28 protein-coding genes and 1 tRNA gene are annotated in these 26,784 nt (G+C 50.8%); 15 read left to right on the top strand and 14 right to left on the bottom strand.

Annotated features, from left to right (window positions below; translation table 11 throughout):
- Nucleotides 1–194: 194 nt before the first annotated feature.
- Entirely contained in the window at nt 195–758 is a 564-nt protein-coding gene (locus tag ACLJRU_RS09185) for a YqgE/AlgH family protein (protein WP_001053171.1), read from the top strand.
- Complete coding sequence (gene ruvX / locus ACLJRU_RS09180; protein WP_001285491.1) at nt 758–1,174, top strand: Holliday junction resolvase RuvX; 417 nt, start codon at nt 758–760, stop codon at nt 1,172–1,174. The genes ACLJRU_RS09185 and ruvX overlap by 1 nt, the downstream gene beginning before the upstream one ends.
- A gap of 46 nt (nt 1,175–1,220) precedes the next feature.
- Here ruvX and ACLJRU_RS09175 read toward each other — a convergent pair whose 3' ends face one another.
- Entirely contained in the window at nt 1,221–1,907 is a 687-nt protein-coding gene (locus ACLJRU_RS09175) for an IclR family transcriptional regulator (RefSeq protein ID WP_000098341.1), read from the bottom strand.
- A 131-nt stretch (nt 1,908–2,038) separates the two neighbouring features.
- Nucleotides 2,039–3,019: a type IV pilus twitching motility protein PilT gene (locus ACLJRU_RS09170; protein ID WP_001540889.1), complete on the bottom strand. Its 981-nt coding sequence runs from the start codon at nt 3,017–3,019 to the stop codon at nt 2,039–2,041.
- 17 nt (nt 3,020–3,036) lie between these two features.
- Here ACLJRU_RS09170 and ACLJRU_RS09165 point away from each other — a divergent pair, with 17 nt between their 5' ends.
- The 5 genes from ACLJRU_RS09165 to hemW are packed head-to-tail and all read left to right on the top strand — an operon-like array spanning nt 3,037 to nt 6,343.
- Nucleotides 3,037–3,741, top strand: coding sequence for a YggS family pyridoxal phosphate-dependent enzyme (locus ACLJRU_RS09165; RefSeq protein WP_023235233.1), 705 nt, complete (start codon nt 3,037–3,039; stop codon nt 3,739–3,741).
- An 18-nt stretch (nt 3,742–3,759) separates the two neighbouring features.
- Nucleotides 3,760–4,326, top strand: a complete 567-nt coding sequence (locus ACLJRU_RS09160) for a YggT family protein (RefSeq protein ID WP_001094848.1) — start codon at nt 3,760–3,762, stop codon at nt 4,324–4,326.
- The gene (gene yggU / locus ACLJRU_RS09155) at nt 4,323–4,613 is read left to right on the top strand and encodes a DUF167 family protein YggU (protein ID WP_001277204.1); all 291 of its coding nucleotides are present in this window, start codon (nt 4,323–4,325) and stop codon (nt 4,611–4,613) included. Before ACLJRU_RS09160 ends, yggU begins: the two co-directional genes overlap by 4 nt.
- A 7-nt stretch (nt 4,614–4,620) precedes the next feature.
- Nucleotides 4,621–5,214, top strand: a complete 594-nt coding sequence (locus tag ACLJRU_RS09150) for an XTP/dITP diphosphatase (RefSeq protein WP_001174769.1) — start codon at nt 4,621–4,623, stop codon at nt 5,212–5,214.
- Nucleotides 5,207–6,343 (top strand): radical SAM family heme chaperone HemW, encoded by a 1,137-nt coding sequence (hemW, locus tag ACLJRU_RS09145; RefSeq protein WP_023235234.1) that lies wholly within the window; start codon nt 5,207–5,209, stop codon nt 6,341–6,343. The genes ACLJRU_RS09150 and hemW overlap by 8 nt, the downstream gene beginning before the upstream one ends.
- Before the next feature lie 91 nt (nt 6,344–6,434).
- On the opposite strand, the gene ACLJRU_RS09140 is transcribed toward hemW, so the two are convergent.
- From ACLJRU_RS09140 to trmB, 5 genes are all read right to left on the bottom strand, one after another.
- Nucleotides 6,435–7,442, bottom strand: coding sequence for a DUF1202 domain-containing protein (locus ACLJRU_RS09140; protein WP_000252192.1), 1,008 nt, complete (start codon nt 7,440–7,442; stop codon nt 6,435–6,437).
- A 132-nt stretch (nt 7,443–7,574) separates the two neighbouring features.
- Entirely contained in the window at nt 7,575–8,621 is a 1,047-nt protein-coding gene (gene ansB / locus ACLJRU_RS09135) for an L-asparaginase 2 (RefSeq protein WP_000394189.1), read from the bottom strand.
- Nucleotides 8,622–8,809: 188 nt separating this feature from the next.
- Nucleotides 8,810–9,529 (bottom strand): DUF2884 domain-containing protein, encoded by a 720-nt coding sequence (locus ACLJRU_RS09130; protein WP_000984827.1) that lies wholly within the window; start codon nt 9,527–9,529, stop codon nt 8,810–8,812.
- Nucleotides 9,530–9,578: 49 nt separating this feature from the next.
- Nucleotides 9,579–9,905: a YggL family protein gene (locus ACLJRU_RS09125; protein WP_001107574.1), complete on the bottom strand. Its 327-nt coding sequence runs from the start codon at nt 9,903–9,905 to the stop codon at nt 9,579–9,581.
- Complete coding sequence (gene trmB, locus ACLJRU_RS09120) at nt 9,905–10,624, bottom strand: tRNA (guanosine(46)-N7)-methyltransferase TrmB (RefSeq protein ID WP_000786890.1); 720 nt, start codon at nt 10,622–10,624, stop codon at nt 9,905–9,907. Before trmB ends, ACLJRU_RS09125 begins: the two co-directional genes overlap by 1 nt.
- Before the next feature lie 154 nt (nt 10,625–10,778).
- Between trmB and mutY the strand changes: the two genes are divergently transcribed.
- From mutY to ACLJRU_RS09100, 4 genes are all read left to right on the top strand, one after another.
- Nucleotides 10,779–11,831 (top strand): A/G-specific adenine glycosylase, encoded by a 1,053-nt coding sequence (gene mutY, locus ACLJRU_RS09115; RefSeq protein ID WP_001148959.1) that lies wholly within the window; start codon nt 10,779–10,781, stop codon nt 11,829–11,831.
- A gap of 27 nt (nt 11,832–11,858) precedes the next feature.
- Nucleotides 11,859–12,134, top strand: coding sequence for an oxidative damage protection protein (locus ACLJRU_RS09110; RefSeq protein ID WP_000091706.1), 276 nt, complete (start codon nt 11,859–11,861; stop codon nt 12,132–12,134).
- A 112-nt stretch (nt 12,135–12,246) separates the two neighbouring features.
- On the top strand, nt 12,247–13,332 hold the full coding sequence (gene mltC, locus ACLJRU_RS09105; protein WP_001540896.1) for a membrane-bound lytic murein transglycosylase MltC: 1,086 nt from the start codon (nt 12,247–12,249) through the stop codon (nt 13,330–13,332).
- A gap of 216 nt (nt 13,333–13,548) precedes the next feature.
- Nucleotides 13,549–14,805 carry a nucleoside permease gene (locus ACLJRU_RS09100; RefSeq protein WP_001049804.1) on the top strand — a complete coding sequence of 419 codons (1,257 nt, stop codon included), beginning with the start codon at nt 13,549–13,551 and terminating at the stop codon, nt 14,803–14,805.
- A 61-nt stretch (nt 14,806–14,866) separates the two neighbouring features.
- Here the strand turns inward: ACLJRU_RS09100 and ACLJRU_RS09095 are convergent, their stop codons facing one another.
- Entirely contained in the window at nt 14,867–16,861 is a 1,995-nt protein-coding gene (locus ACLJRU_RS09095; protein ID WP_038394036.1) for an ornithine decarboxylase, read from the bottom strand.
- 419 nt (nt 16,862–17,280) lie between these two features.
- Here ACLJRU_RS09095 and ACLJRU_RS09090 point away from each other — a divergent pair, with 419 nt between their 5' ends.
- Together ACLJRU_RS09090 and ACLJRU_RS09085 are read left to right on the top strand one after the other, a co-directional pair.
- On the top strand, nt 17,281–17,988 hold the full coding sequence (locus ACLJRU_RS09090) for a DUF554 domain-containing protein (protein WP_000234466.1): 708 nt from the start codon (nt 17,281–17,283) through the stop codon (nt 17,986–17,988).
- A 105-nt stretch (nt 17,989–18,093) separates the two neighbouring features.
- Nucleotides 18,094–18,169: transfer RNA gene (locus ACLJRU_RS09085), tRNA-Phe, on the top strand.
- A gap of 158 nt (nt 18,170–18,327) precedes the next feature.
- On the opposite strand, the gene ACLJRU_RS09080 is transcribed toward ACLJRU_RS09085, so the two are convergent.
- The 4 genes from ACLJRU_RS09080 to ripC all read right to left on the bottom strand — a co-directional run bounded on the left by ACLJRU_RS09080 (nt 18,328) and on the right by ripC (nt 21,516).
- Nucleotides 18,328–18,708: a VOC family protein gene (locus tag ACLJRU_RS09080; protein WP_000582672.1), complete on the bottom strand. Its 381-nt coding sequence runs from the start codon at nt 18,706–18,708 to the stop codon at nt 18,328–18,330.
- Between the two features lie 64 nt (nt 18,709–18,772).
- Nucleotides 18,773–20,098 carry an itaconate CoA-transferase RipA/Ict gene (gene ripA / locus ACLJRU_RS09075; RefSeq protein ID WP_000982334.1) on the bottom strand — a complete coding sequence of 442 codons (1,326 nt, stop codon included), beginning with the start codon at nt 20,096–20,098 and terminating at the stop codon, nt 18,773–18,775.
- Nucleotides 20,099–20,122: 24 nt separating this feature from the next.
- Nucleotides 20,123–20,650: a (R)-specific enoyl-CoA hydratase RipB/Ich gene (ripB, locus tag ACLJRU_RS09070; protein WP_001094307.1), complete on the bottom strand. Its 528-nt coding sequence runs from the start codon at nt 20,648–20,650 to the stop codon at nt 20,123–20,125.
- A 23-nt stretch (nt 20,651–20,673) separates the two neighbouring features.
- Nucleotides 20,674–21,516 carry an itaconate degradation C-C-lyase RipC gene (gene ripC / locus ACLJRU_RS09065; protein WP_001112898.1) on the bottom strand — a complete coding sequence of 281 codons (843 nt, stop codon included), beginning with the start codon at nt 21,514–21,516 and terminating at the stop codon, nt 20,674–20,676.
- Nucleotides 21,517–21,607: 91 nt separating this feature from the next.
- Between ripC and ripR the strand changes: the two genes are divergently transcribed.
- Nucleotides 21,608–22,486 carry an itaconate degradation transcriptional regulator RipR gene (gene ripR, locus ACLJRU_RS09060; RefSeq protein WP_001540904.1) on the top strand — a complete coding sequence of 293 codons (879 nt, stop codon included), beginning with the start codon at nt 21,608–21,610 and terminating at the stop codon, nt 22,484–22,486.
- Between the two features lie 47 nt (nt 22,487–22,533).
- Here the strand turns inward: ripR and ACLJRU_RS09055 are convergent, their stop codons facing one another.
- Both ACLJRU_RS09055 and ACLJRU_RS09050 read right to left on the bottom strand, forming a co-directional pair.
- Nucleotides 22,534–24,273, bottom strand: a complete 1,740-nt coding sequence (locus ACLJRU_RS09055) for an arylsulfatase (RefSeq protein ID WP_011264388.1) — start codon at nt 24,271–24,273, stop codon at nt 22,534–22,536.
- A 68-nt stretch (nt 24,274–24,341) separates the two neighbouring features.
- Nucleotides 24,342–25,526 (bottom strand): anaerobic sulfatase maturase, encoded by a 1,185-nt coding sequence (locus ACLJRU_RS09050; protein WP_023235238.1) that lies wholly within the window; start codon nt 25,524–25,526, stop codon nt 24,342–24,344.
- Between the two features lie 511 nt (nt 25,527–26,037).
- Here ACLJRU_RS09050 and ACLJRU_RS09045 point away from each other — a divergent pair.
- A complete protein-coding gene (locus tag ACLJRU_RS09045; RefSeq protein ID WP_001275354.1) occupies nt 26,038–26,721 on the top strand; it encodes a helix-turn-helix transcriptional regulator in 684 nt (227 codons plus the stop codon).
- The last annotated feature ends 63 nt before the right edge of the window (nt 26,722–26,784 follow it).

Below are 26,784 nucleotides of genomic sequence, written 5' to 3'. Positions count from 1 at the left end.
GCGCTTACCGGGCCTGAGCAATTACGCCGCCCCGGTCGGATAAGGCGGCGCATCAGCATCGCCATCCGGCAATCTATTGCCCGATAAGGCAGCCGTCCTTTGGCAAAAGACGGCTTATATGAGTGACAACCGTCCGCTTTCCCCACATACTGAACGCTGTCGTTTTTTTGAACCAGGAAACAGAACCTCTGACAATGAATTTACAGCATCACTTTCTTATTGCCATGCCTGCACTCCAGGACCCGATTTTCCGCCGTTCCGTGGTGTATATTTGCGAGCACAACCAGGACGGCGCTATGGGGATTATTGTTAATAAGCCTTTGGAAAATCTGCAAATTGAAGGGATTCTGGAAAAACTAAAAATTACGCCGGAACCGCGCGATTCGGCAATTCGTCTTGATAAAGCCGTGATGCTCGGCGGCCCGCTGGCGGAAGATCGCGGATTTATTCTCCATACTCCGCCGTCACGTTTCGCCTCCAGCATTCGTATCTCAGACAATACCGTGATTACCACCTCCCGCGATGTGCTGGAAACGTTAGGTACCCAACAACAGCCCTCCGATGTACTGGTCGCGCTGGGCTACGCCTCCTGGGATAAAGGCCAGCTTGAACAAGAGCTGCTTGATAACGCCTGGCTTACCGCGCCCGCCGATCTCAATATTTTGTTCAAAACGCCCATTGCCGAGCGCTGGCGCGAAGCGGCAAAACTTATTGGCATTGATATTCTGACCATGCCTGGCGTTGCGGGGCACGCCTGATGAGCGACACCTTACTGGCCTTTGACTTCGGCACAAAAAGCATCGGCGTTGCAATAGGACAACGCATTACCGGCACCGCCCGTCCGCTTCCGGCAATCAAAGCACAGGACGGAACGCCCGACTGGACGCTCATTGAACGTTTGCTGAAAGAGTGGCAGCCGGACGAAATTATTGTCGGGCTACCGCTCAATATGGATGGCACTGAACAACCGCTGACGGCGCGCGCACGTAAATTCGCCAACCGTATTCATGGGCGTTTCGGGGTAACTGTCACGCTGCACGATGAACGACTCAGCACCGTTGAAGCACGCTCCGGTCTGTTTGAACGAGGTGGGTATCGCGCGCTGAACAAAGGCAAAGTGGACTCGGCCTCCGCCGTGATTATCCTCGAAAGCTATTTTGAACAGGGGTATTAAAGCCGTTTTTGTCAGCAGGCGGATAACGCGGTCACGGTTGCCAGGCTTACTGGGCAATAAGCTGGTTTAATGCCTTCAACGCCTGTAAACGCGCAGCCGCCTCCGCCTCATCAATCCGCCACATTCCCGCAAAGGCCAGCGCTGCGGCGTGCTTGTCTAGCGGTTGCGCCATAGAAACTTCACCATCAGCGTGATGCCACAGCACGTATCCCCGCTGGCGCTGCTGCGCCACATGCGGCGCCAGATTACGCCACTGCTCCGGAGTAAAACGCTGCATTAGCGCCTCATCGCTTTCTGCCGCCAGTAACGCCACTCCTGTTACCGACTGCCAGGCCGGGCACATGCGAAACCCCGCCAGCGCCTGACTTCCCTGCGAACCCGGCGTAGAGTGATAAATATAGATAATCTGGTCTTCCCATAGCACGCCTAATGCCACCACGATGTCTTTGGGCGCATGGCGTTCAAGGATAGGCAACGCATGGGAGAACAGCGCTGAACCACGAATCGCCTGCGCTGCCAAAGCATGAATGCCTGGCCCGGGTAAATAGCGTCGGTGCTCATCCTGCATCGTGAGTCTAATAGAGGCCATCGTCATTAACAGGCGATTAACGCGCGTGGTATTAATATCCATCAGCCGGGCAAGCTCGCGACATCCGATAGCACGGTCGCTGGAAACCAGATATTGCAGACAGCGAATGCCATCTATCAGGCTTTGATTCGGTTGTGATGACATCGTTAAATGGCTTCGCTGTGGTTTTAACAAAGCTGCGATTTTAACGCCGGTTCGCCAGGATACAAGCCTGCATGCCGTTCAATCCACCGCGCCAGTCAACACTTTCCTCCCCCCCTACGCCGCCATCTTCGCTACAGTCGTCCCTGCGCCTGACGCCATTGCGCGCTCTGGGCGAATGTCATCATCCCCTGCTGCTGCCCGGTTTGTATCACGTGGGCCAACTGATGGAGTTTGCCTTCACGGATCAAATTCCCTGTGGCTGGCGTATTAATCAGTAATTCAAACAACGCCACGCGCCCATCCTGTCTGTCGACCTCCAGTTTTTGTGATAGTACGGCGCGCAGACTACCCGCCAGTTGGCTGCGTACCGGTTCTTTTTCCTGCGCCGGAAAACTATCCACTAATCTTTCCACCGCCTGCGCCGCACCGCGAGTATGCAGGGTTGCCAGTACCAGATGCCCCGTTTCCGCCGCCGTCAGCGCCAGGCGAATGGTCTCGCTGTCACGCAGCTCTCCCAGCAAAATGACATCGGGATCTTCACGCAACGCTGCGCGCAGCCCGGCGGCAAAAGTGGCGCAATGCTGGCCGATTTCCCGCTGCTGTATCAGGCAACGCTTGCTGGTGTAACGGTACTCAATAGGATCTTCCAGCGTCAGGATGTGTTTATCGGCATGTTGATTAAGATATCCCACCATCGCCGCCAGCGTGGTGGATTTCCCGCAGCCAGTAGCGCCAGTGACCAGAATCAGTCCGTTCTCGCTGGCAAGCAGTGCGGGTACTATCGGCAGCGTCTGGATTTCCGCCAGATCAGGACAACGCTCGGGCAATAGCCGTAGCGCCAGCGACGTTCCCTGTTGATGTGTGAACGCACTGGCGCGCAGGCGCCGCGTGCCAGACAGCGAGACGGCGAAATCAAGCTGGCCGTGCGTTCGCCACTGATATTGTTGCGCATCATTAAGCCAATCAAGCAGAAGCCTGTCGACATCAGGCGCGGTAAAAGGCGCTGTCTCCATGCGTCCTTGTTTGCGCCATCGCGCAGGCCAGGCGTTACACAGGTGTAGATCCGAGACGTTATGCTTTACACTAAGCGTCACAATTTCTTCCATATTCATATAAACATCCTCGGAAAATGAACGATATCGCGCATAACCTGGCATACATCCGGGACAAAATCTCCGCCGCGGCGACGCGTTGCGGCCGCTCTTCAGAAGAAGTTACGTTGCTTGCAGTGAGTAAAACCAAACCTGCGAGCGACATCGCAGAAGCCATTGCCGCCGGACAACGGGCATTTGGTGAAAATTATGTACAAGAGGGGGTGGAAAAAATCCGCCACTTTCAGGAAGCGAAAGTGGAAGGCCTGCACTGGCACTTTATAGGCCCTTTACAGTCCAACAAAAGTCGGCTGGTGGCCGAGCATTTTGACTGGTGTCATACCATCGATCGCCTGCGTATCGCCTCGCGGCTGAGCGAACAGCGTCCGGATAATCTGCCGGCGCTAAATGTTCTGATCCAAATTAATATCAGCGATGAAAACAGCAAATCAGGCATTCCGCTGGCGGAACTGGATGAGCTGGCCGCGGCGGTGGCTACACTGCCGCGTCTGCGGCTTCGCGGACTGATGGCGATCCCGGCGCCAGAGTCAGATTATGTAAGGCAGTTTGAAGTCGCACGTCAAATGGCTGTAGCATTTGCCGGGCTGAAAGCGCGCTACCCTGACGTTGATACCTTATCTCTGGGTATGAGCGACGATATGGAAGCCGCGGTTGCGGCAGGTAGCACAATGGTGCGCATCGGCACCGCTATCTTTGGTGCTCGTGATTACACAAAAAATTAAGGAAAACTGAGGAACGCCATGAATACGTTGACCTTCCTGCTCTCAACGGTAATTGAGCTGTATACCATGGTGCTATTATTGCGCGTGTGGATGCAGTGGGCCCGCTGTGACTTTTACAACCCTTTCTCCCAGTTCGTGGTGAAAATTACGCAGCCCATCATCGGACCGCTGCGTCGTATTATCCCACCAATGGGGCCGATCGACAGCGCTTCCCTGCTGGTGGCGTTTATTCTTAGCGTTATTAAGGCGATAGTGCTGTTTAAGGTAATTACGTTTCAGGCGATTATCTGGATTGCCGCGGTGCTTATCTTACTTAAAACAATCGGCCTGCTGATCTTCTGGGTGCTGCTGGTCATGGCTATCATGAGCTGGGTGAGCCAGGGTCGTAGCCCGATTGAATATGTATTGATTCAGCTTGCCGAGCCGCTGCTCAGCCCGATTCGCCGTATACTGCCTGCGATGGGCGGCATCGACTTCTCGCCGATGGTTCTGGTGCTGCTGCTGTATGTCGTTAATATGGGGATCGCTGAAGTCTTACAAGCGACAGGCAACATGTTGTTGCCGGGGCTGTGGATGGCGTTATGAGTGCTGTGACTCGCTGCGAAGACGGTCTGGTGTTACGGCTTTATATTCAGCCGAAAGCCAGCCGCGACAGTATTGTGGGCTTACATGGCGACGAGGTGAAAGTCGCCATTACCGCCCCGCCGGTTGACGGTCAGGCAAACAGCCATCTGATCAAGTTTCTCGGTAAACAGTTTCGCGTGGCGAAAAGTCAGATCGTCATCGAAAAAGGCGAGCTGGGCCGTCACAAACAAGTAAAAATTATTCACCCGCAACAGATCCCGCCGGAAATTACGGCGTTAACTGAGTAGGTATTCCATGCAAAAAGTTGTTCTCGCAACCGGCAACGCCGGTAAAGTGCGCGAGCTCGCGTCGCTGTTAAGCGATTTTGGGCTTGATGTGGTAGCGCAAACGGAACTGGGCGTTGACTCCGCGGAAGAAACCGGCCTGACGTTTATTGAAAACGCGATTCTCAAAGCGCGCCATGCCGCTAAAATGACCGGTCTGCCCGCCATTGCCGATGACTCCGGTCTGGCCGTTGACGTTTTAGGCGGCGCGCCGGGTATCTATTCCGCGCGCTATTCTGGCGAAAACGCGACAGATCAGCAAAATCTGGAAAAACTGCTGCATACTCTACGAGATGTTCCGGACGACAAACGCCAGGCGCGATTCCATTGTGTACTGGTTTATTTGCGTCATGCGGAAGATCCCACACCGATAGTCTGTCACGGTAGCTGGCCTGGCGTCATTACTCGCCAGGCGGCCGGAAATGGCGGATTTGGCTATGATCCCATTTTCTTCGTACCGTCTGAAGGCAAAACCGCCGCAGAACTGACCCGTGAAGAAAAAAGCGCGATTTCCCACCGTGGACAAGCGCTCAAGCTGCTGCTGGATGCGTTACGCAATGGCTAAACTACCGCCGCTCAGTCTTTATATTCATATTCCCTGGTGTGTACAAAAATGTCCATATTGCGACTTCAATTCCCATGCGTTGAAGGGCGAGGTGCCGCATGACGACTACGTCCAGCATCTGTTAAGCGATCTGGATGCCGACGTCGTCTGGGCGCAAGGGCGTGAAGTAAAGACCATCTTTATTGGCGGCGGTACGCCAAGCCTGCTTTCCGGGTCGGCGATGCAAACGCTGCTGGACGGCGTGCGTGCACGCCTGAATCTGGCGGCGGATGCGGAAATTACCATGGAAGCGAACCCCGGCACGGTCGAAGCCGACCGCTTCATCGACTATCAGCGCGCCGGCGTAAACCGGATCTCCATTGGCGTGCAGAGCTTTAGTGAGCCTAAGCTGAAACGTCTTGGCCGTATTCACGGTCCACAAGAGGCGATGCGGGCAGCAAGACTGGCAAATGGGCTTGGGCTACGCAGCTTTAACCTCGACTTGATGCATGGATTGCCGGACCAAACGCTGGAAGAGGCGCTGAACGATTTGCGACAGGCAATTGCGCTTAATCCGCCGCATCTCTCATGGTATCAATTGACGATTGAACCCAACACTCTGTTCGGTTCGCGTCCGCCGGTTTTACCGGACGATGACGCTCTGTGGGATATCTTTGAGCAGGGCCACCAGTTATTAACCGCTGCTGGCTATCAGCAATACGAAACGTCGGCCTATGCCAAACCCGGTTATCAGTGCCAGCATAATCTGAACTACTGGCGCTTTGGCGACTATCTGGGTATTGGCTGCGGCGCCCACGGTAAAGTCACCTTCCCGGGCGGCAGGATCCTGCGCACCACCAAAACCCGTCACCCACGCGGTTATATGCAGGGACGTTACCTGGAAAGCCAGCGTGACGTGAGTGATGACGATAAACCCTTTGAGTTCTTTATGAATCGTTTTCGGTTGCTGGAGCGCGCGCCTCGCGCCGAATTTGTCGATTATACCGGGCTTACGGAAGCGGTTATTCGTCAGCCAATCGACGGGGCTATTGCCCAGGGCTACCTGACCGAATGCGAGCAATACTGGCAGATTACCCGGCACGGTAAACTGTTTTTAAACTATCTTCTTGAGTTGTTTCTCGCGGAATAACAAGGAATAAGCCTGTAGCGCCAGCGGGTAAAATACCTGATGGCGCGACGCTTACCGACCTGTGGCGGTTAATGCGCCGCCGGCAAGCGCATTATTTAATAACCCCTTTACGACGCAAATCGTCCGTATCTTTTTTCCAGCGCTCGTAACCGTCATTAATATCCATAATTTTAATGCGGATATCACTCTGTTGCATCTGAAGTTTCTGTACCGCTATATTCAGCGGATATTGTCCTTTCTCTAACGTTATCCAGTCATTCTGCGCTTTTCGACGCAGCTCTTCTGATTTCAAAAATACCTGCCGCCGTTGCTCGTGTATGTCTAAATCTCTTTTCTGCTGAATAGCCGCTTCATTGCACGGCTCACTCTGCTTACGACACGCGTCTAATGCCGGTTGATAGACCTCTTTTTCGTATTTCTCGGCATATACGCTGCTATCGTTGGCTTTTACATAATCATCGCGCTCTTTTAACGTCTTTTTAAACGCCTCGGCGCGGGTCAACGGTTTCCCATCAGCGCCTTTTCCCCAATACGCGTCCGCTTCTTTTTTAGCTACCGCTATTTTCTTATCCAGGGCAGAGAGTTGTTCTTCAAGACCGGGGATCGACGCTTTCTGCGCACGCCAGGAGGCTTCAATGTTGCCAAACCGATAGTTAAAGTCATCACTGTTGACGATCAGGTATTTATCATTCGTTTTAATGTCGTCAATAGCCCGGCCCTGATCGCTGGCTGCCATTTGTAATGAGTAATAGTTCACCGTCCAGCCAGAGGCTGGCGTCCCTTTACTGGTTAACATGGCAGAAAATTTAACGGGACGATCTTTGGTCCAGGTTTTTTCAACAAAATAATAATCCGCCGCCATACCAACGCCGGTATACATATCTTCACGGGAAGAAATATCCCCTTCGGCAAACCAGGTGGCCTGATTGCCCGTCGAATCAAGATTTTTTAAGGTAATGGAATCCAGTTTAAGTATGCCGTGGTACTGCTTACTAAACTGTTCTTTTAAGATGTTATCGGAGGGTTGAGCAACCTCTGCCCAACTATAGCCTGAAATCAGGGCAAATAGCGCTGCGCCAGCAATCCATTGTCGAACCACTTGTGGACCTCCCGTCCAGAGACATGACGCCCACGATTATCATAACCAGGATGATAATTAGCAAGATAATAGTGTTGGTTGTGCGAGAGGTCTTCCAAAGATGGCCCCGGCCTTCCGACCGGGGCATTATCTTTAATACTGATTGAACATCGTCTGGATCTGTTTTGGATCTTTAGTCTGGGTTAACGCCAGTTGCAGTAAGACACGCGCTTTTTGCGGGTTCAGCGTGCCGGAAGCGACAAAGCCGTATTTTGCATCGTCAACTTCCGCATCCTGCGTGGTTGCGCCAGTCGGCACACGTGAAGAACGCACCACTACCGTACCGTTGTGCGCGGCGGTCGCCAGGGTATCAAAGACCGTTTTATACAGGTTGCCGTTACCCACGCCTGCGCTCACGATCCCGTCATAACCCGCGTCTACCAGCGCTTTTGCCGGCAGATCGGACGCATTCGCATAGTTATAAACGATACCGACTTTCGGCAACGCGGTCAGCTTCGACACGTCGAACGGGGTGGAGGTGGTATGTTTACGCTCTGGCGTACGCTGGTAGTCAATTTTACCGTTGTGGATATAACCCAGCGGGCCGTAGTTAACCGCTTTAAACGTCGCCACGTCAGTCGTATTGGTCTTAGTGACGTCGCGTCCGTCCATGACGGTATCATTCATTACCACCAGCACGCCGCGATTGGCAGACTGTTTATCAGCCGCTGTTACTACCGCATTATAGAGGTTGAACGGGCCATCTGCGCTCATTGACGTGGAAGGACGCATCGCGCCGACCAGTACCACCGGTTTATTGCATTTCACGGTCAGATCGAGGAAATAAGCGGTCTCTTCCATCGTATCAGTACCGTGGGTGATCACGAAACCGTCGGTGCTGTCGCACTCGGTATTGATTTTTTTCGCCAGCGTGAGCCAGACTTCATCGTTCATATCCTGCGAGCCAATGTTAACGACCTGCTCGCCTTTCACTACCGCAATGTCCTTCAATTGAGGAACGGCATCCACCAGATTTTCGACGCCGACTTTACCTGCCGTATAATTTGATTTTGTTGCTGAATCACCACCGCCAGCGATCGTTCCGCCGGTCGCTAAGATGGTGATATTCGGTAAAGCGAACGCTGCGCCGCTGAAACCCATTACCAGAGCAGCTAATGCCGTTTTCCTGAAAAACTCCATGTTATATCTCCAGTTATGTCAACTGGTCGCATTATCTCTATATTGCAGACGAATAATGTGACGCCATACGATTAACCAGCGATATATATCCAACAGAGAGTATTTTTTAGATATGGATAACAAAATGCAGGAAAAAACAGAATAAAAAGGCGCAGATACGATCTGCGCCATTGTTTAAAAAGAAAAGATTACTTCAGGCTGCCAACCAGCGCTTTGCGGCTATCTTCTAAGGTCACTACGCGGCTACAGACATCTTTGCCAAACTGCTGGAAATCTTTCTCCTGATTTTTCCATTCGTTCTGGATAGCGGTTTGCAAACCACCGAGGCTGCCCATCACGCCCTGTAAAGGATTACCGCCGCCTTTAAGCACCGCTTTGGCGCCCATTTCGTTAATGCTGTCCTGCAAAATACCGCCCATCGCCTGATTCACCAACTGCTGACCGTCGGCACGCACCTGGTCGATAGCCTTATAGTGGAACGTCAGGCCGTCCGTACGATGTTCGATAATGCGGTTCATTTGCGCTTTTAATTGCGCATCAAGCTTCGTCAGACGGCTACGCATGTTGCTGCTTTCGCCCACCTCTTTAGCGATGATTTTATCCAGCGCCACGCGGCCTTTTTCGACGCGCGATCGGGCGCCCTCATCAATCCACGGCAGCGCGCTTCGCAGTTCCGCCTGGTAATCTTTCGCTTGCTCGCGCTGCGCGGCGCTAAGGGTGTACTGCTTACCGTTGTACATCACATTGCCGTCCGGCGTGATCACCAGGTTGCCATTTTCACCTTTCACCTGCACCGTTTGTGGACTCAGGATCACATCGTCACGCGGCGTGACGCTGCATTTGTAATCTGCATGAGCGGCCATCGCCGTAAACGTTAGCACTGCCGCCAGCAGCGTTTTGCGCATCATAACTTTCCCTCAAGACAAAGCGGGCCGGCATTTGCCGACCCTGTACTTATTAGTCCCACCAAACGTCGAAAAGTTCGCTGGTTCGGACTTCTTCAAGGTTGCGCGCTTCCAGCCACTTACGCACAATCGCCTGATGTTCTTCGGTACATTTACCGATTTCCTGCATACAAATCAGCCCTTCCCAGGCCAGGTAGCCGCTGCCGTCAAACGCCAGTTTATTAGGCTCAATAACGTCATTAATAAAGTCATCGACAGTCTTATCGACCTGCTCTTCAGATGTACCTTCCGGAAAACGCCATGCCACCGAAAATCCTAATTCCTGGAATTCGTCAATGTGCATTTTTTTACGCAGACGACGACTACGGTTCTTTGCCATTATTTCACCCTCTCGAACATTAAGTCCCATACGCCATGACCAAGACGATGGCCACGTTGTTCAAATTTCGTTACCGGGCGCGATTCCGGGCGCGGTACATAATCATTGCTCTCTGACAGATTTTTGTACCCGTCGATAGAAGACATGACTTCAAGCATGTGTTCCGCATACGCTTCCCAGTCGGTCGCCATATGGAAAACGCCGCCCAATTTCAGCTTGCTCAATACCAGTTCAGCAAACGGCACCTGAACGATACGGCGTTTATTATGACGCGCTTTATGCCACGGGTCAGGGAAAAAGAGCTGAACCATCGATAAAGAATTGTCAGGAATCATTTTATGCAACACTTCTACCGCGTCATGGCACATGACGCGCAGGTTTTCAACGCCCTCTTCATGAGCGGACGCCAGACACGCGCCGACACCGGGTGAATGCACTTCAATGCCGAGGAAATTCTGCTCCGGGCGCGCTTTCGCCATCGCCACCAGAGACGCCCCCATGCCAAAACCAATCTCCAGCGTCACCGGCGCTTCGCGACCAAACAACGTGGCGAAATCTACCGGCGCTTCGCTGAACTCGACGCCCATCACCGGCCAGTAGTTTTCCAGCGCGTGCTCTTGCCCCTTTGTCAGTCGCCCCTGGCGACGAACAAAACTACGAATACGGCGCAGCGGGCGACCGTTTTCATCAAATTCCGGTGAAATGACGTCGTTTTTCATAAAAGTGTAGTCTGCTGTGTTTGAGTTCTGAAAACGGGCATTATCCAAAGTTAGTTGCCGGATGCAAGCATGAAGCGCACTGCGGAAAGTTCCGGTTTACACCCTGCGGCCTCTGTGCTGCAATCTTGCCCCCGGCAATAATGAATGAGTTTCCATGCAAGCGTCTCAATTTTCAGCCCAGGTTCTGGACTGGTACGACAAATACGGGCGGAAAACGCTGCCCTGGCAAATTAACAAGACGCCTTACAAAGTATGGCTCTCGGAAGTCATGTTGCAACAAACGCAGGTGACGACGGTGATTCCTTACTTTGAGCGATTTATGGCGCGCTTTCCGACAGTGACGGATTTAGCGAATGCGCCGCTGGATGAAGTGCTCCATTTATGGACCGGGCTCGGCTATTACGCCCGCGCGCGTAATTTGCATAAAGCGGCGCAACAGGTGGCGACGCTTCACGGTGGAGAATTCCCGCAAACTTTTGCCGAAATCGCCGCGCTACCCGGCGTCGGGCGTTCAACCGCCGGCGCAATTCTCTCCCTCGCGTTAGGTAAACATTATCCGATTCTTGATGGAAACGTTAAACGTGTGCTGGCTCGCTGTTATGCTGTTAGCGGCTGGCCTGGAAAAAAAGAGGTGGAGAATACGCTGTGGACGTTGAGCGAGCAAGTGACGCCCGCACGCGGCGTGGAGCGTTTTAATCAGGCGATGATGGATCTGGGCGCGATGGTTTGTACGCGTTCAAAGCCAAAGTGCACCCTGTGTCCGCTGCAAAACGGTTGTATCGCCGCTGCGCATGAAAGCTGGTCACGCTATCCGGGCAAGAAACCGAAACAGACGTTGCCGGAGCGGACGGGTTACTTTTTATTGTTACAGCATAATCAGGAGATTTTCCTGGCGCAGCGACCTCCCAGCGGTTTATGGGGCGGACTCTACTGCTTTCCGCAGTTCGCCAGCGAAGATGAATTACGTGAATGGCTGGCGCAACGGCATGTTAACGCTGATAATTTGACCCAGCTTAACGCGTTTCGCCACACATTTAGCCATTTCCACCTGGATATTGTGCCTATGTGGCTTCCCGTGTCGTCACTGGACGCCTGCATGGATGAAGGCAGCGCGCTCTGGTATAACTTAGCGCAACCGCCGTCAGTCGGACTGGCGGCCCCCGTGGAGCGCTTGTTACAGCAGTTACGTACCGGAGCGCCAGTTTAACGCCCCGGTCGATGAAGAGGATGACTTATGAGCAGAACGATTTTTTGTACTTACCTGCAACGCGACGCTGAAGGGCAAGATTTTCAGCTCTACCCTGGCGAACTGGGAAAACGTATCTATAACGAGATCTCTAAGGACGCGTGGGCGCAGTGGCAGCATAAGCAGACCATGTTGATTAACGAGAAAAAGCTCAACATGATGAACGCCGAGCACCGTAAGCTGCTGGAACAGGAGATGGTGAGCTTCCTGTTCGAAGGCAAAGACGTTCATATCGAAGGTTATACGCCGGAAGATAAAAAATAGGCCCGTTGCTGAATGACGCTGCGCTTATTCGGCCTGTGAGTTATGCCGGATAAGCCCTTAGCGCCGCTGCCCGGCAACATGGCATAACGACAACACAACATGCACTCCCGGAATGATGAAAAAATTACTCGCGCTTGCTGTTATTGCGCCGTTGCTCATCTCCTGCTCCAGTTCGACCAAAAAAGGCGAGACGTATAATGAAGCCTGGGTCAAGGATACCAACGGCTTTGATATTTTGATGGGGCAATTTGCCAACAATATTGAAAATCTGTGGGGATATAAGGAAGTCCTGATCGCCGGGCCGAAAGACTACGTCAAATATACCGATCAGTTCCAGACCCGTAGCCACATCAACTTTGATGATGGGGCCATTACCGTTGAAACCATCGCCGGGACGGAACCTACCGCACATCTGCGCCGGGCCATTATTAAAACGTTGCTCATGGGTGACGACCCAACCTCCGTCGATCTTTACTCCGATGTCGATGACATAAAAATTTCTAAAGAACCCTTCCTGTATGGTCAGGTCCTCGACAATACCGGCCAGCCTATTCGCTGGGAAGGCCGCGCCACGACATTCGCGGATTACTTGCTGAAAACGCGGCTCAAAAGCCGCAGTAACGGCCTGAGTATTATTTACAGCGTCACCATTAATCTGGTGCCGAACCACCTTGATAAACGCGCGCATAAATACATTGGCATGGTACGCCAGGCCTCCCGTAAATACGGCGTTGACGAGTCGCTGATTCTGGCGATTATGCAAACGGAGTCCTCGTTTAACCCGTATGCGGTCAGCCACGCGGATGCGCTGGGCCTGATGCAGGTGGTGCAACACAGCGCCGGGAAAGATGTTTTCCGTTCTCAGGGTAAGTCCGGCACGCCAAGCCGTAACTTCCTGTTCGACCCCGCCAGCAATATCGATACCGGCACAGCGTATCTGGCAATGTTGAATAATGTCTATCTGAGCGGTATTGAGAATCCGACGTCGCGGCGCTATGCGGTCATTACTGCCTACAATGGCGGCGCAGGCAGCGTATTACGCGTATTCTCGAACGATAAGATTCAGGCCGCGAATATGATTAACCGCATGTCACCGGGGGATGTGTACCAGATATTAACCACCCGACATCCATCTGCGGAGTCGCGCCGCTATCTGTATAAGGTGAATTCCGCCCAGCGATCGTATCGCCGCCGATAAACCATCGCATCCCGCCTCTGGCTGGCAAATGACAGAGGCGGGAAAGGCAAAAGTGTTAACTCCGTCACTCTTTTGCTTTGCAATCAGAAATTGTTTGCAAATATTTGTCACAGGTAACAAAAAAAGCCCGCCTCTCATTGATAGAATCACACCAAATCACAACGGCAAATGTGCCTTTTAAAACATTCATCCGCTCTCAGGTGTGAGGAAATTAACATGAATCTTAAGCTGCAGCTTAAAATACTCTCTTTTCTGCAGTTCTGTCTGTGGGGAAGCTGGCTCACTACCCTGGGCTCGTATATGTTCGTCACCTTAAAATTTGACGGCGCATCTATTGGCGCAGTTTATAGTTCATTGGGGATTGCCGCCGTCTTTATGCCGACCTTGCTAGGCATTGTGGCTGACAAATGGCTGAGCGCGAAATGGGTCTATGCCCTGTGTCATGTTGTCGGCGCCATCACGCTATTCATGGCCGCGGAAGTCACTACGCCTGGGGCGATGTTCTTTGTGATCCTGCTTAACTCGTTGGCTTATATGCCGACGTTGGGCTTGATCAATACCATATCGTATTACCGCCTGCAGTCTGCCGGCATGGATATTGTGACTGACTTTCCGCCTATCCGTATCTGGGGCACCATTGGCTTTATTCTGGCGATGTGGGGCGTGAGTTTCTCCGGTTTCGAGCTGAGCCATATGCAGCTTTATATCGGCGCGACGCTTTCCGTTCTGCTGGTACTGTTTACTTTTACCCTGCCGCACATTCCGGTGGCGAACCAACAGAAAAACCAGAGCTGGACATCAATGCTGGGCCTTGACGCTTTTGCGCTGTTTAAAAATAAGCGGATGGCGATTTTCTTCATCTTCTCCATGATGCTGGGCGCGGAACTGCAGATCACCAACATGTTTGGCAACACCTTCCTGCATAGCTTTGATAAAGATCCGCTATTCGCCAGTAGCTTTATCGTGCAGCACGCCTCGGTGATGATGTCGATTTCGCAGATTTCTGAAACGTTATTCATCCTGACCATTCCGTTCTTCCTGAGCCGTTATGGTATTAAGAACGTTATGCTTATCAGTATTGTGGCGTGGATGCTGCGTTTCGGCCTGTTCGCTTATGGCGACCCGACGCCGTTCGGTACCGTTCTGCTGGTATTGTCGATGATTGTGTACGGCTGCGCCTTCGACTTCTTCAACATTTCTGGCTCGGTGTTTGTCGAAAAAGAAGTACGCCCGGAAATCCGCGCCAGCGCGCAGGGGATGTTCCTGATGATGACCAATGGCTTCGGCTGTATCCTGGGCGGCATTGTGAGCGGTAAAGTGGTGGAGTATTACACTCAAAACGGCATTACCGACTGGCAGACCGTGTGGCTCATCTTCGCAGGCTACTCGCTGGTGCTGGCCTTCGCGTTCGTAGCCTTGTTCAAATACAAACACGTTCGCGTTCCGGCAAGTTCGCAACCCGTTGCACATTAATTCTTGCCCTGTTTCGCAGGCCGGATAAGGCGTAAATGCCTTATCCGGCCTGCAGGCAACGTTACTTTAAAACATATCCGTACAAGCGTTGAATTCCATCGGCATCGGTCTCGCTATATACCCCCTGCAATTCCGGCGAAAAACCGGGCAACAGATTGATGCCCTCTTCCAGCGCCAAAAAATAACGCTGCGCCGCGCCGCCCCAAATCTCCCCGGGCACCACGCACAGTACGCCCGGCGGGTATGGCAATGCCCCCTCGGCAGCAATACGCCCGCCCGCCTCGCTGATACGCACCAGTTCTACATCGCCGCGAATAAAGGCGCTGTTGGCGTCCTGTGGGTTCATCGCCACATGCGGCAGGCTTTCTTTGCGGAACATCGCTTTTTGCAGATCCTTAACGTCAAAGCTAACGTACAGATTGTGCATCTCCTGACATAGCTCACGCAGGGTGTAATCGCGGTAGCGCACCGGGTATTTCTGAAAAACCGTCGGCAATACATCCACAAGCGGCGTATCGTCTTCAATGTGCCGTTCAAATTGCGCCAGCATCGCGACCAGCCGCGCCAGTTTCTCTTCGCTCTCGGCGGGTGTCAGCAAGAACAGAATCGAGTTGAGATCGCATTTCTCAGGCACAATACCGTTCTCACGCAGATAGTGGGCGAGAATGGTCGCCGGGATGCCGAATTCGGTGTACTGCCCGCTATCGGCATCAATACCTGGCGTGGTCAGTAACAGTTTACAGGGGTCGACAAAATACTGGTCATCCGCATAACCCTCAAAGCCATGCCATTTCGCCCCGGGCTCAAAACTGAAGAAACGACGATTGCTGGCAATGGTCTCCGTCGGATATGCCTGCCACGGCTTGCCGTCAACCACCAGTGGGATAAAGGGCTGAAGCAGTTTGCAACGGGCGAGAATGGCTTTACGCGCGTCAATGCCCAGCGCAACGCACTCCGCCCACAGGCGGCGACCGCTCTCCCCTTCGTGGATTTTGGCATTGATATCCAGCGCCGCAAACAGCGGGTAGAACGGACTGGTCGAGGCGTGCAACATGAAGGCGTTGTTCAGGCGTTTGTGCGGGCAAAAACGCGCCTGGCCGCGAATATGGTTATCTTTTTTGTGGATCTGCGAGGTTTGTGAGAACCCCGCCTGTTGCTTATGTACCGATTGGGTCACAAAGATCCCTGGGTCGTTTTCATTAAGCTCCAGCCGCAACGGCAAGGTATCCGCCATCATATTGATAAACTGCTCATAGCCTACCCACGCGGAGTCAAACAGAATGTAATCACAGAGATGCCCGATTTTATCCACCACCTGACGGGCGTTGTAAATAGTGCCGTCATAGGTACCCAGCTGAATGATCGCCAGACGGAACGGACGCGACGCATCGGCGCTTTCCGGCATCACGTCACGAATCTGGTCGCGCAGGTACGTTTCATCAAAACAGTGCGCATCAATACCACCGATAAAACCAAACGGGTTACGCGCCGCTTCAAGATAGACCGGCGTCGCCCCGGCCTGAATCAGGGCGCCGTGGTGGTTGGATTTGTGATTATTACGATCAAACAGCACCAGATCGCCAAGTTTCACATCGGCGTTACACATATCCGCACGAAACAGGTTTTCACCAAAAAAGTCATAAAAATGACGGCCTGCGGGATGTTTTCTAAAAAACTCGCCATGCTGGTGCCCCGGGCAAGCAAAGGTACTATTCCCCATGTCGACATACTGGGTCAGGGTGTCATAAAAGGGCGGCAGAAGTTCCGCTTCGTAGCGACAGGCAGCGTTTTCCAGCTCCAGCCATTCCTGCGCGTTCCCGCCGATTACCGCCGTAACGCCGACAGGCGCGCTGACGGGTTCATCCGCAAGCATAAATACCGGCAGGTGAAAACCGGTGCGTTTAAGCAACGCCAGAATACCGCTACGGCTGTCGGCAGTGGTAATGACGACTGCGGCCACATCGGTAAAGTCGGTACTGTCCAGCGCCACTACGTTTCGGTGGGTGGATAGACGGGGGATGAGTTCACCGCTGGCGGCAATATTCATTGATTTCATAAGCGCAAATACCCGTTTCGGGAGTAGAGTAACCCCGGACAAGGCCCGATGCCTTGCCCAACGAGATGCCGGGGCAAACTGGATACCAGCGCCGACCGCCAGACATCAGTAAAAACAGACTGTTTCTGATTTTACTGTTGTCCTGCAGTGAGCGTGCGCTGCCCTCACCGCATAGCGGGGATGACAAAAAAAAGGAAAGAAAGGGGCAAACCTCGCGCAGTCAGGCGACAGTGAAGACAATATAAAGGCGCTATGTTCATCCCGGCGAGCCCCATGCTGGCAGGAGAAATTTCGCGCAATCATGGCACCTTTCACCAGACGGCGCAAGGTAAAATCAGCCTCTATACGTCACAGATAATCAAGCTATTAACAGCTGCGTGATAATAAGGCAATTTGAAAGACAAATAACAGGAGTCATTGTGGTAATTGGACCTTTTATTAACGCTGGCGCAATTTTATTCGGCGGCGTTATTGGCGCGCTGTTAAGTCAGCGTCTGCCAGAACGGATTCGCGTCTCAATGACGTCTATTTTTGGTCTGTGCTCTCTGGGAATTGGTATTCTGCTGGTGATGAAGTGCGCTAATCTTCCGGTGATGGTGCTGGCGACGCTGGTCGGCGCGCTTATCGGCGAGTTTTGTTTGCTGGAAAAAGGCATTAATGGCGCAGTCGCGAAAATCCAACAATTATTTATGGCATCGGGTAAGAAGCCGACACACGACTCATTTATTCAAAGTTACGTCGCTATCATTGTACTTTTTTGCGCCAGCGGCACCGGTATTTTCGGCGCGATGCATGAAGGGATGACCGGCGATCCAAACATTTTGATCGCTAAATCTTTTCTGGATTTTTTCACTGCCATTATTTTCGCCTGTTCGCTTGGCATCGCCGTTTCGGCGATTTGCGCGCCGATGTTGATTATCCAGTTAACGCTTGCCGCCTGCGCCACCCTCATTCTTCCTCTGACCACGCCGGCAATGATGGGCGACTTTAGCGCCGTGGGCGGACTGCTGCTGGTGGCGACCGGCTTGCGTGTATGTGGAATCAAAATGTTTCCGGTAGTGAATATGCTCCCGGCGCTGTTGCTGGCGATGCCGATTTCCGCCGCATGGGCGATGTTTTTTGCCTGATTCTGCGTGCAATAACAACAAAGTGGTGATAGATTGTGCAGTCTACGTTGATTTGAAGAAATTTCGTTGACGAAGCGAGGCGATTACGGTTTAATGCGCCTCGTTGCCCGGATAGCTCAGTCGGTAGAGCAGGGGATTGAAAATCCCCGTGTCCTTGGTTCGATTCCGAGTCCGGGCACCACCTTCCCTTTTTTATGCTTTCTTATGAATTCCTCGATGTCTTCAAGTCAATAAGTTTGAACATAGACTCTTTCCAGAAATTATTGCCATATGATCTCCATTAGACCAATATAAACGGATGCGTGATCATAATAAAGGCAGTAATAGTAAGTTTTAACATTAAACATACTGCGAAATTTCAATTAAGTTTCCATCAGGGTCCCTGATGTAGATAGACATTATCTCGCCTGTGGCTCCAGTTCTCTCAACCGGGCCTTCAACAATGGGAATGCCTGCCTGTAAGATCTCAGACACAACATCATTTATCGGTGTCGATGTAATAAAACATAAATCGGCAGATCCCGGCGTTGGTCTACTCGCTTTTGGTTCGAACTCCATTTCTTGCTGATGGAGGTTAATTTTTTGCGCTCCAAATATTAACGCTTTTCTGTTTTGTTTAAATGTTACCGCAGAAAAACCAAGTACCTCTTCGTAGAATCTTATTGTGGTTGATATATCAGATACCGTTAATACAAGGTGATCAATTCTGTCAATTATCATTTGAATAGACTCATGATGTTTATATTTTAGGGATGCTACATTAAAAAATAGCATTAACCTACTTTTAAATCAGATGCATTTTTTTTGCATCTTCTCTAAGTTGCTGCCGAAAATTGGGATGTGCCAATTCAATGATGCTGAGCGCACGCTCGGTTGAAGAGAGCCCCTTCAGGTTTACGGAGCCAAATTCAGTGACTATCCAGTGCGTATCCGTTCGTGGGGTTGTTACAGGCCCCTCAAGGCGGGGAACAATACGAGAAATCGTATCATTCGCGGCCGTTGAGCGGGTCGTAATAATGGAACGACCTCCTTTAGATGCATATGCGCCTCTGACAAAATCCAATTGCCCTCCTGAAGCGCTGTACTGGTGTCCAAGCAAATATTCAGAGTTACAGGCACCAGTGAGATCGATTTGTAAGGTAGCGTTAATGGAGACAACATTCTCATTTTGCGCAATGATCCTCGGATCGTTAACATAATCGACAGGCCGACTAAAAAAAGAGGGGTTGTCGTTGAGATAGTCATACATATCCTTTTGTCCCATAGCAAAAGTAAATACAGACATTCCCCGGTCGATATTTTTACGCTGGTTGGTAACGACGCCTTGTTGAATCAAACTTACCAACCCCGGATTCAGTGCCTCTGTATGGACCCCCAGATCATTATGTTCCTTGAGCGCATTACAGATGAGCTCCGGTAATGCGCCGACCCCCATCTGGAGACAAGCGCCATCTGGCACAAGAGAGGCGATAATCTGACTGATAGCAATATCTTCGGCTACGGCAGTACGTATTGGTAGTTCAATTAAAGGGACATGGTTTTCAACAATGGCGTCAATTTCTGAAATATGGATTGCAGCACCTTCTCCATGAACGCGTGGCATATATTTGTTAACTTCGACAATAAGCTTTTTAGCTGTCCTCGCAATCCGGGTGGAATAATCGTTTCCAATTCCAAAATTAAAATAGCCATACTTATCCATAGGGGACACGGTGTGAATAAAGGTATCAATACCAATATCATCAGCCAGTAATCGCGTCGCCTGATGAAAATTTGAAGGTACATAGTTAACTATTTTTCGCCCGGAACTCTCAATCCCCTGACGTATTAAAGCCCGTTCAATACCGGTAATAAACATACTGTAGAGATGAATATAGTCACTTAGCTCATAACGGAAAATAGTGTTCCCGGCAATGCTGGCTGTTTCATAACAGTAAACCCGCAGATCGTTGATTTCTCCCCTTTTCGCTCGCTTTGCCAGCGCATTCAGCAAAGCTGGAGGCTCTGCTGCAAACATTCCCATAGAGAGGTGACTGCCGGAGGTAATTAAAGTAACCGCCTCGTCAGGCGTCACGCATTTTTCGGCATACACTGCATTAACATTCATCATGACTCTAAACCTCAGGGCGATTTCTCAATAAGCGGCGTCTTCTTCAGGCGAACATCCACAGCAATAAACTAACATTGTTCGTTCGAAGCGCATGACCTCTACACCATTCTGGTTAATACCACATGTCCGAACGGTAACGATGCCTTGTCCCGGGCGACTATTTGACAGGCGTTTGCTGAGTACAGTGCTTTCAGCATAAAGTGTATCCCCTGCGAAAACCGGATGGACGGCTTGTACCTTATCCCAGCCAAGATTGGCCACGACCTTGGCGCTGACAGTACGCACGCTCATACCGGTTAAAAGCGCCAGAGTGAACGTTGAATCAACCAGTAACTTTTTCCATTCCGTTTTGCTGGCGTAAGCCGCATCGAAATGGACCGGCTGCACATTGAGAGTGAGCAGGGTAAACCACACATTATCAGCGTCCAGAACCGTCCGGCCGGGACGATGTTCAAAAACATCACCGGGATGAAAATCCTCCCAGTAAAGACCCGAAATTTCTCGGTAGCGCCCCTCGCTAATGGTTTTATAAGCGGGTAATAACGTGTTCATAATCAATTCCTCTGTTAATAAAATCAGGAAAAGATCCCTGCCCGGGCGAGTAATCTCCGGGCCTGACGGGCAACGGCTTCATCTATCATCATGCCGCTAACGATCCCGACGCCTTTGGCATTCTCTGTCAGTACTGCACGAGCATGATTAATTTCTGCCGTTGTAGGAGTAAATGCGGCGTTGATTACACTAATCTGAGCGGGGTGAATAGCCGATTTTGCAGAAAAACCAAAACTGAGCGCCTGCAGCGTTTCCTCTTTCAGACCTGAAAAATCGCCTATATCAAAGAAGGGAGCATCTATTGCAAGAAGCCCTTTCATAGCGCAGGCAGCCACTATTCTGGCCCGCGCCAGCGCAAGAGGCTCCCAGGCGGGTGTGGCGCCAATGTCAGCCGCCATATCTGCGGCGCCAAACATCAACCCGCAGAGTCTGGGGGTGGCGTCCGCAATAGACTCTACGGCATTAAGCCCAACAACTGACTCAATAATGCCAATAAGGCGAGTATCAGAACCAGCCATCATGATAAGACTATCCACGATTTGCAGGTGCGCGGCTGACTCTGTTTTTGGAAGAATAATGTAATCAGGAAAAAAACGGCATTCCAGTAACATATGCAGGTCTTCAATGCCAGCATGAGTATTCATTCCATTAATTCTTAATGCTATTTTCAGCGATGAGTTTGGTCGGGATGAAAGGAACTGCATCGCAATTTTCCGGGCCTGCGCCTTGTCATTCGGGGTGACGGAATCTTCAAGATCGATAATAGAAATATCCGCCGCACTTTCAACTGCTTTTATGAAACGTTCTGGTCGAATTGCTGGGGTAAAAAGCCAGCTACGTGTCGGTGTATGAGAAATATCGGGCATATTGCACCTCCTGTTAACCTCACTATGCGCTCGCTGGTTTCATTCTTCCAATATATGATAGTGCCATTCTTAATTGCTTTTGGAGATGAGGATGGAACTGCGCCATATTCGCTATTTTCTCGCCGTCGCTGAAGAGCGGCATTTCACGCGGGCTGCGACAAAATTAGGCATAGGTCAGCCGCCGCTAAGCCAACAGATTAAGGATCTGGAAAGAGAGCTGGGAGCGCAGCTATTCCGGAGAGTGCCTCATGGCGCGGAATTAACCGAGGCTGGAAAAGCATTTTATGATGCTGTTAAAGGGATGCCTGCTACCGCGACAAGAGCCGTGCTGGCGGCGCAGCGTGTCGCCAGGGGGGAGTCGGGCGTGTTAAGGGTGGGTTTTACTGCCTCTGCGGCATTTAACAGTGTGGTGCCCGGCGCAATCCGTACTTTCAAGCGGGCTTATCCTGACGTTCGTTTGCAGCTTGAGGAAGGAAATACAACTCAACTGGCTGATGAATTGAATGAAGGATCGCTGGATGTTGCCTTTCTGAGACCCGGTTTTACAGGCAATGAACGGTTCCAGCTCAGGTTACTGTCTGAAGAGCCAATGGTTATTGTGCTGGCAGAAACGCATCCTGCTGCGGCGTGTAAACAGATTGCACTCTCGATTCTCAAAGATGAGTTTTTTTTACTCTTCCCACGTGAAATCGGCCTGTCGCTTTATGACGCAGTGATCAAGGCCTGCGGTAAAGCGGGCTTTGAACCGAAAATTGGTCAACTCGTGCCGCAAATTTCGTCAGTCATTAACCTTGTGTCGGCAGAGATGGGCGTGTCGATGGTTCCAGATTCAATGAGACAGGTTAATGTCAAGGGAGTAGTATACCGCCCCGTTGCAGACCAGATGCCCGTCGCAAAGCTGGCTCTGGCATACCGGCGCGGCGATACATCGCCAACGCTGAGAAACTTCATCCTGAAAGTCACTGGCTGAATGCAGTTACGTGAGCGTTGAATAATCATTTGAAACGTAACCAATAATTATTGGTCCGATTTTGTGTCTAAAGGAATCGCTAACGGAGCAGGAACTGGCTGCAAAGTCTGTGGATCGACAGCCAGATAACGCCCGGTTTTACTGTCGATACCCACATAATCGATAAGCTTGCCTTTGGCATAAAGCACCATTGTCTGTTTTGCAAATGCCTCATATGCACTGCTCAGTATTTTCACTTTATCCGCATAATCTTCTGCGAGATTATGCGTTTCCAGGGGGTCACGTTGCAGGTTGAATAATTCCCATGGCGCATTACCCGCCTGTGGGAATACTGTGACAAGACGACGCAATTTCCATTCCCCATCTATCCAGGCCGCCTGATTATGGAGTTCAACACCATATTGTGTGCGAGGCGCGTGCAGACTTTCACCGGTCAGATAGCGTTTAAAACTCACGCCGATCATTGGCAGTGTCGGTCTTTCAGATAATGATTTACTGGCATCAATACCTGCAAATTCATAGAGCGTGGGCGCGACATCATACGCCGCCATTGTGGCGTTATCTATGGCGCCATGATGGATGATACCAGGACCGGAAATCATAAAACTGGTATTAATTCCCCCCTGACCGCTGGTCGTTTTGTGATAGCGACCATAAGGCGCATTGCTGACATCAGCCCAGTGGGGACCATAAGAGATAAATGAATTTTTACGACCAATATTTTCGTAACGATTATCGAATTGCTTCCAAAAATCTGGTTCAGATTCATAGTGAAAGCCCTCTGCCGGATTCACCCCATTATCACTTAAGAAGACCAGAATCGTGTTTTTATCGCGCCCGGTCTTTTTTAACGTCTCAATAACGGTACCAATCTGTGCATCCATATTGGCGATCATAGCAGCGTAAACCTGCATCACCTTCGCCGTATATTTCTGCTGTTCCGGGGTCATTGCCTGCCATTCTTTATCAAGTTCCAGTCCTGGCAGAGGTATGTCATCACGCAGGAAACCTAGTTTCTTCAAACGAGCAATACGCTGACGATAGACGTTTGCATAGCCCTGTTCATACTGACTTTTAAAACGACTAATCCATTCATCCGGCGCCTGCAGAGGATCATGTGGCGCAGTAAAGGCCAACCACGCGAAGATAGGTTGTTCCCGTGGCGTCTCGCTGATCCAGCGATTAATCTGGCTGGCATAGGCTTCGCTGGAGTAAAAACTGGAGGGCAGTGAAATGCGCTGATTGTCACGGGTATAATAGGTATGAAATATCTCCACGGTTCCCAGCGGCACGGCATCATCAAAGTGACTGGCGCCTCCCCCCATCAAGGCGAAAGAATGACGAAAGCCCCGATCTTTTGGCGTCGAGCCTGGCGTAAAACCAAGATGCCATTTACCCGCCATCAGCGTATTGTAACCAGCATCTTTAAAGCGTTCAGCCATGGTCGTCACCCGATCAGTCAGGCGCAATTCATAGCCTTCCTTACCTATGGTATTTTCATACCACCACATACCGCCTATACCCGCTTGCTGACTGGTGTTCCCGGTTAATAGCATCGCACGGGCGGGAGCAGACATGGGAGACGTGTAATATTGACTCATCCGCACGCCGTTCTCAGCCATCGCCTGCAAATTAGGCGTTGGGATTTCCCCACCGAAGGGAGTGATATCAGAATATCCCATATCATCAGCGATAATCACGATAATATCAGGACGTTCGTTTTGCGTACTGTGTGCCGTACCGGAGAAGATAATGCTGAGTGTGGCAAGTGTTACTTCTTTTTTCACGGCTTATTCTCCATTTCAGACTACGGATGTTGTACAAGAGCGGCAGGCAAATGCGGCAAGAGGGACCATCAGCCCGAAAATCTGCCCATAACGTCAGCACGCCAGGCCTTCAGTCCATTCAGATTCCGGGGCCAGGCGCGTAGCGGAGCCAGAATCTCCGTGAAAAAAGAGTAATAGCCGCTACAAAGTCGGTTGTAGCCGGCACTGTTGATATGTGCGGGACAGCCTCCCTGGCAGACTATTTTCACAGAACACCGTTGACACTCCCGGCGCTGGCTTTTCTTAATACCAAAGGGAAGCCGGGTTGCGGAATCTACGGCTGGCGCTAACGTATTATTAGAAAGCTGTCCCAGGTAATGCTGGCTATTAATCAGATGATCGCAGGCATAGAGTTTGCCGTCCGGCTCCATGACCAGATTCGTGCCGCAGCGGGCGGAATGGACACAGGTGGCGCTGATATGCGTAAAATATTGTGCCCATGCCTGTTCAATGTTGATCACAAAAACCCGTCCCATATCACCGCGTTTGCGCCATTGACGCCAGATATCAATCATGAAACGTCCCCAGTTATCCGCACTCAATTGGTAACGTTGCTGTAGGGCGTTGCCTTCGTCCATCAGTGGCTGAAATTGCAGATAACGAGCGCCAAGGCTAACAACATGATCGTAGATGGCTGCCGCATGGCGAGCCATGTCATCATGCACGACAATCAGTACATTAAAATCGACTCGATAGTGTTGTAACAATGTGATTCCCCGCAACACCGCCGGATAGCTGGCCTCGCCGCGTTTGCCCGGACGATGATGATTTTGCAAGTCTTCACTGCCCTCAAGACTGTTGCCAATAGTAAAATTATTGTCGCGAAACAGACGGCACCAGGCATCGTTTAACAACGTCGCATTCGTTTGCAGACTATTACTGATCGTCACGCCGTCAGGCGCATATCGTTGTTGAAGCGCTATTACCTTTTTATAAAAACCGATTCCGGCTAAAAGCGGTTCACCGCCTTGCCAGACAAAATTAATTTCACGCGCACTGGCAGGTTGCGCCGCAATATAGCGACAAATAAAAACCTCCAGCGTTGATTCATTCATTTTTTCTACGGGCGTTTCGCCCTGTGGGTAATAACAATAGCGGCAGGCCAGATTACATGCAGGGCCTATGGGTTTTGCCAGAATATGAAAGGGTATCTGCGCGCGATATTCCGTCATTACGGGGATTTGTTGTTGCCGTAATGTGTTGAGATTCAACATTATTCTGTCCTGTAGTTATCATTTCTGATGCGGAGACATGACTCACATTTCGCAATAGCGTTCGTCTGGCGCTGCGGGCAGAATGCCGAGAGCAGGCTGTATCTATTGATACGCCGGTTTTCTGCATAGCGCATGACGCTATTGAAATGTTATTTAGCAAATCCCGTCTGAGCCAGAAATTAAGTCTCTGTTAACCTGCGCTATTACAGAAAATCATAGAACAGGCGTCTCAAAAGAATATCGTCCTGAAGGACGAGAACTCACGGCATTTTCAGGAGATGAGTCAACCGCGACAGAAAAAATTATATTAATAATTTTAAATTATTTTTTAGAACAACCAGACAGGATTTAAATTAAAATCATTTATTTTCAATATGTTATAAAAAATACCACAACATACGTCACATTATTAACATGTGAATGATTGTGTTAACCGAATGTAAATTGTATGTTTCAACATACCACTATTTTACTGCGCCCCGACGCGCTCATCCGGATGGAAGGAGATAACATGTCAGCCTTATCAACTACTGGCCATAATGACGGGATCACTCTCCATTGCTTACAGAGCATTGCGCAACTCATTCCTCTGTCGTCGGCGGTTTTTTATCGTGTTAATGCTTATTTAAAGCCGGAAGCCTATGTTTTACATAATATTTCTAATAGCACACACCAACAATATCTGGAGCATTTTCAACCATTAGACCCGCTATCGCCTTCCCGATTCGGCCAACAGGTTATTACAGTAGCGACGATGACGCCCGGCATCTGTGCTCGTCATCGCCATTATTATCATGAATTTATGCTACCTAATCATGTGTGCGACATGATTGAGATCTTTATTCGTCGGGGCCATCGTATTATCGCGGGCATTTCATTAATGCGCGATATACCTTTTTCCAGCGAAGAGCGTTTGCGAGCCCAGGCAGTACAACCATTACTGGGACTGGCAATTCATGATTCTCTTCAGGAAGACAACGATCTGGCGTCAATATTGACCGCCAAAGAGCGTGAAATTGTGGGAATGGTCTGCGAAGGGGCCAGCAACAAATTGATTGCCCGTCAGTTGAATATTTCTCTCTCAACAGTGAAAACGCATTTACGTAATATTTTTGCTAAAACAGAAGTGATAAATCGCACGGAACTGGTTTCCCGAACCAGAATGTCCTCGGTACAACATTCACTGAATATGTGAAAGCGTTCTTTTTAACCCGCGTCAATTGCGGGTCTTTTCCCCATATGTCATATATGCCTGAAT

Source organism: Salmonella sp. SAL00653 (genome assembly GCF_046552515.1).
Taxonomy (GTDB): Bacteria; Pseudomonadota; Gammaproteobacteria; order Enterobacterales; family Enterobacteriaceae; genus Salmonella; species Salmonella enterica.
Note: the sequence above shows the minus strand (reverse complement) of the source record. Positions and strands in the feature narration are given on the sequence as shown.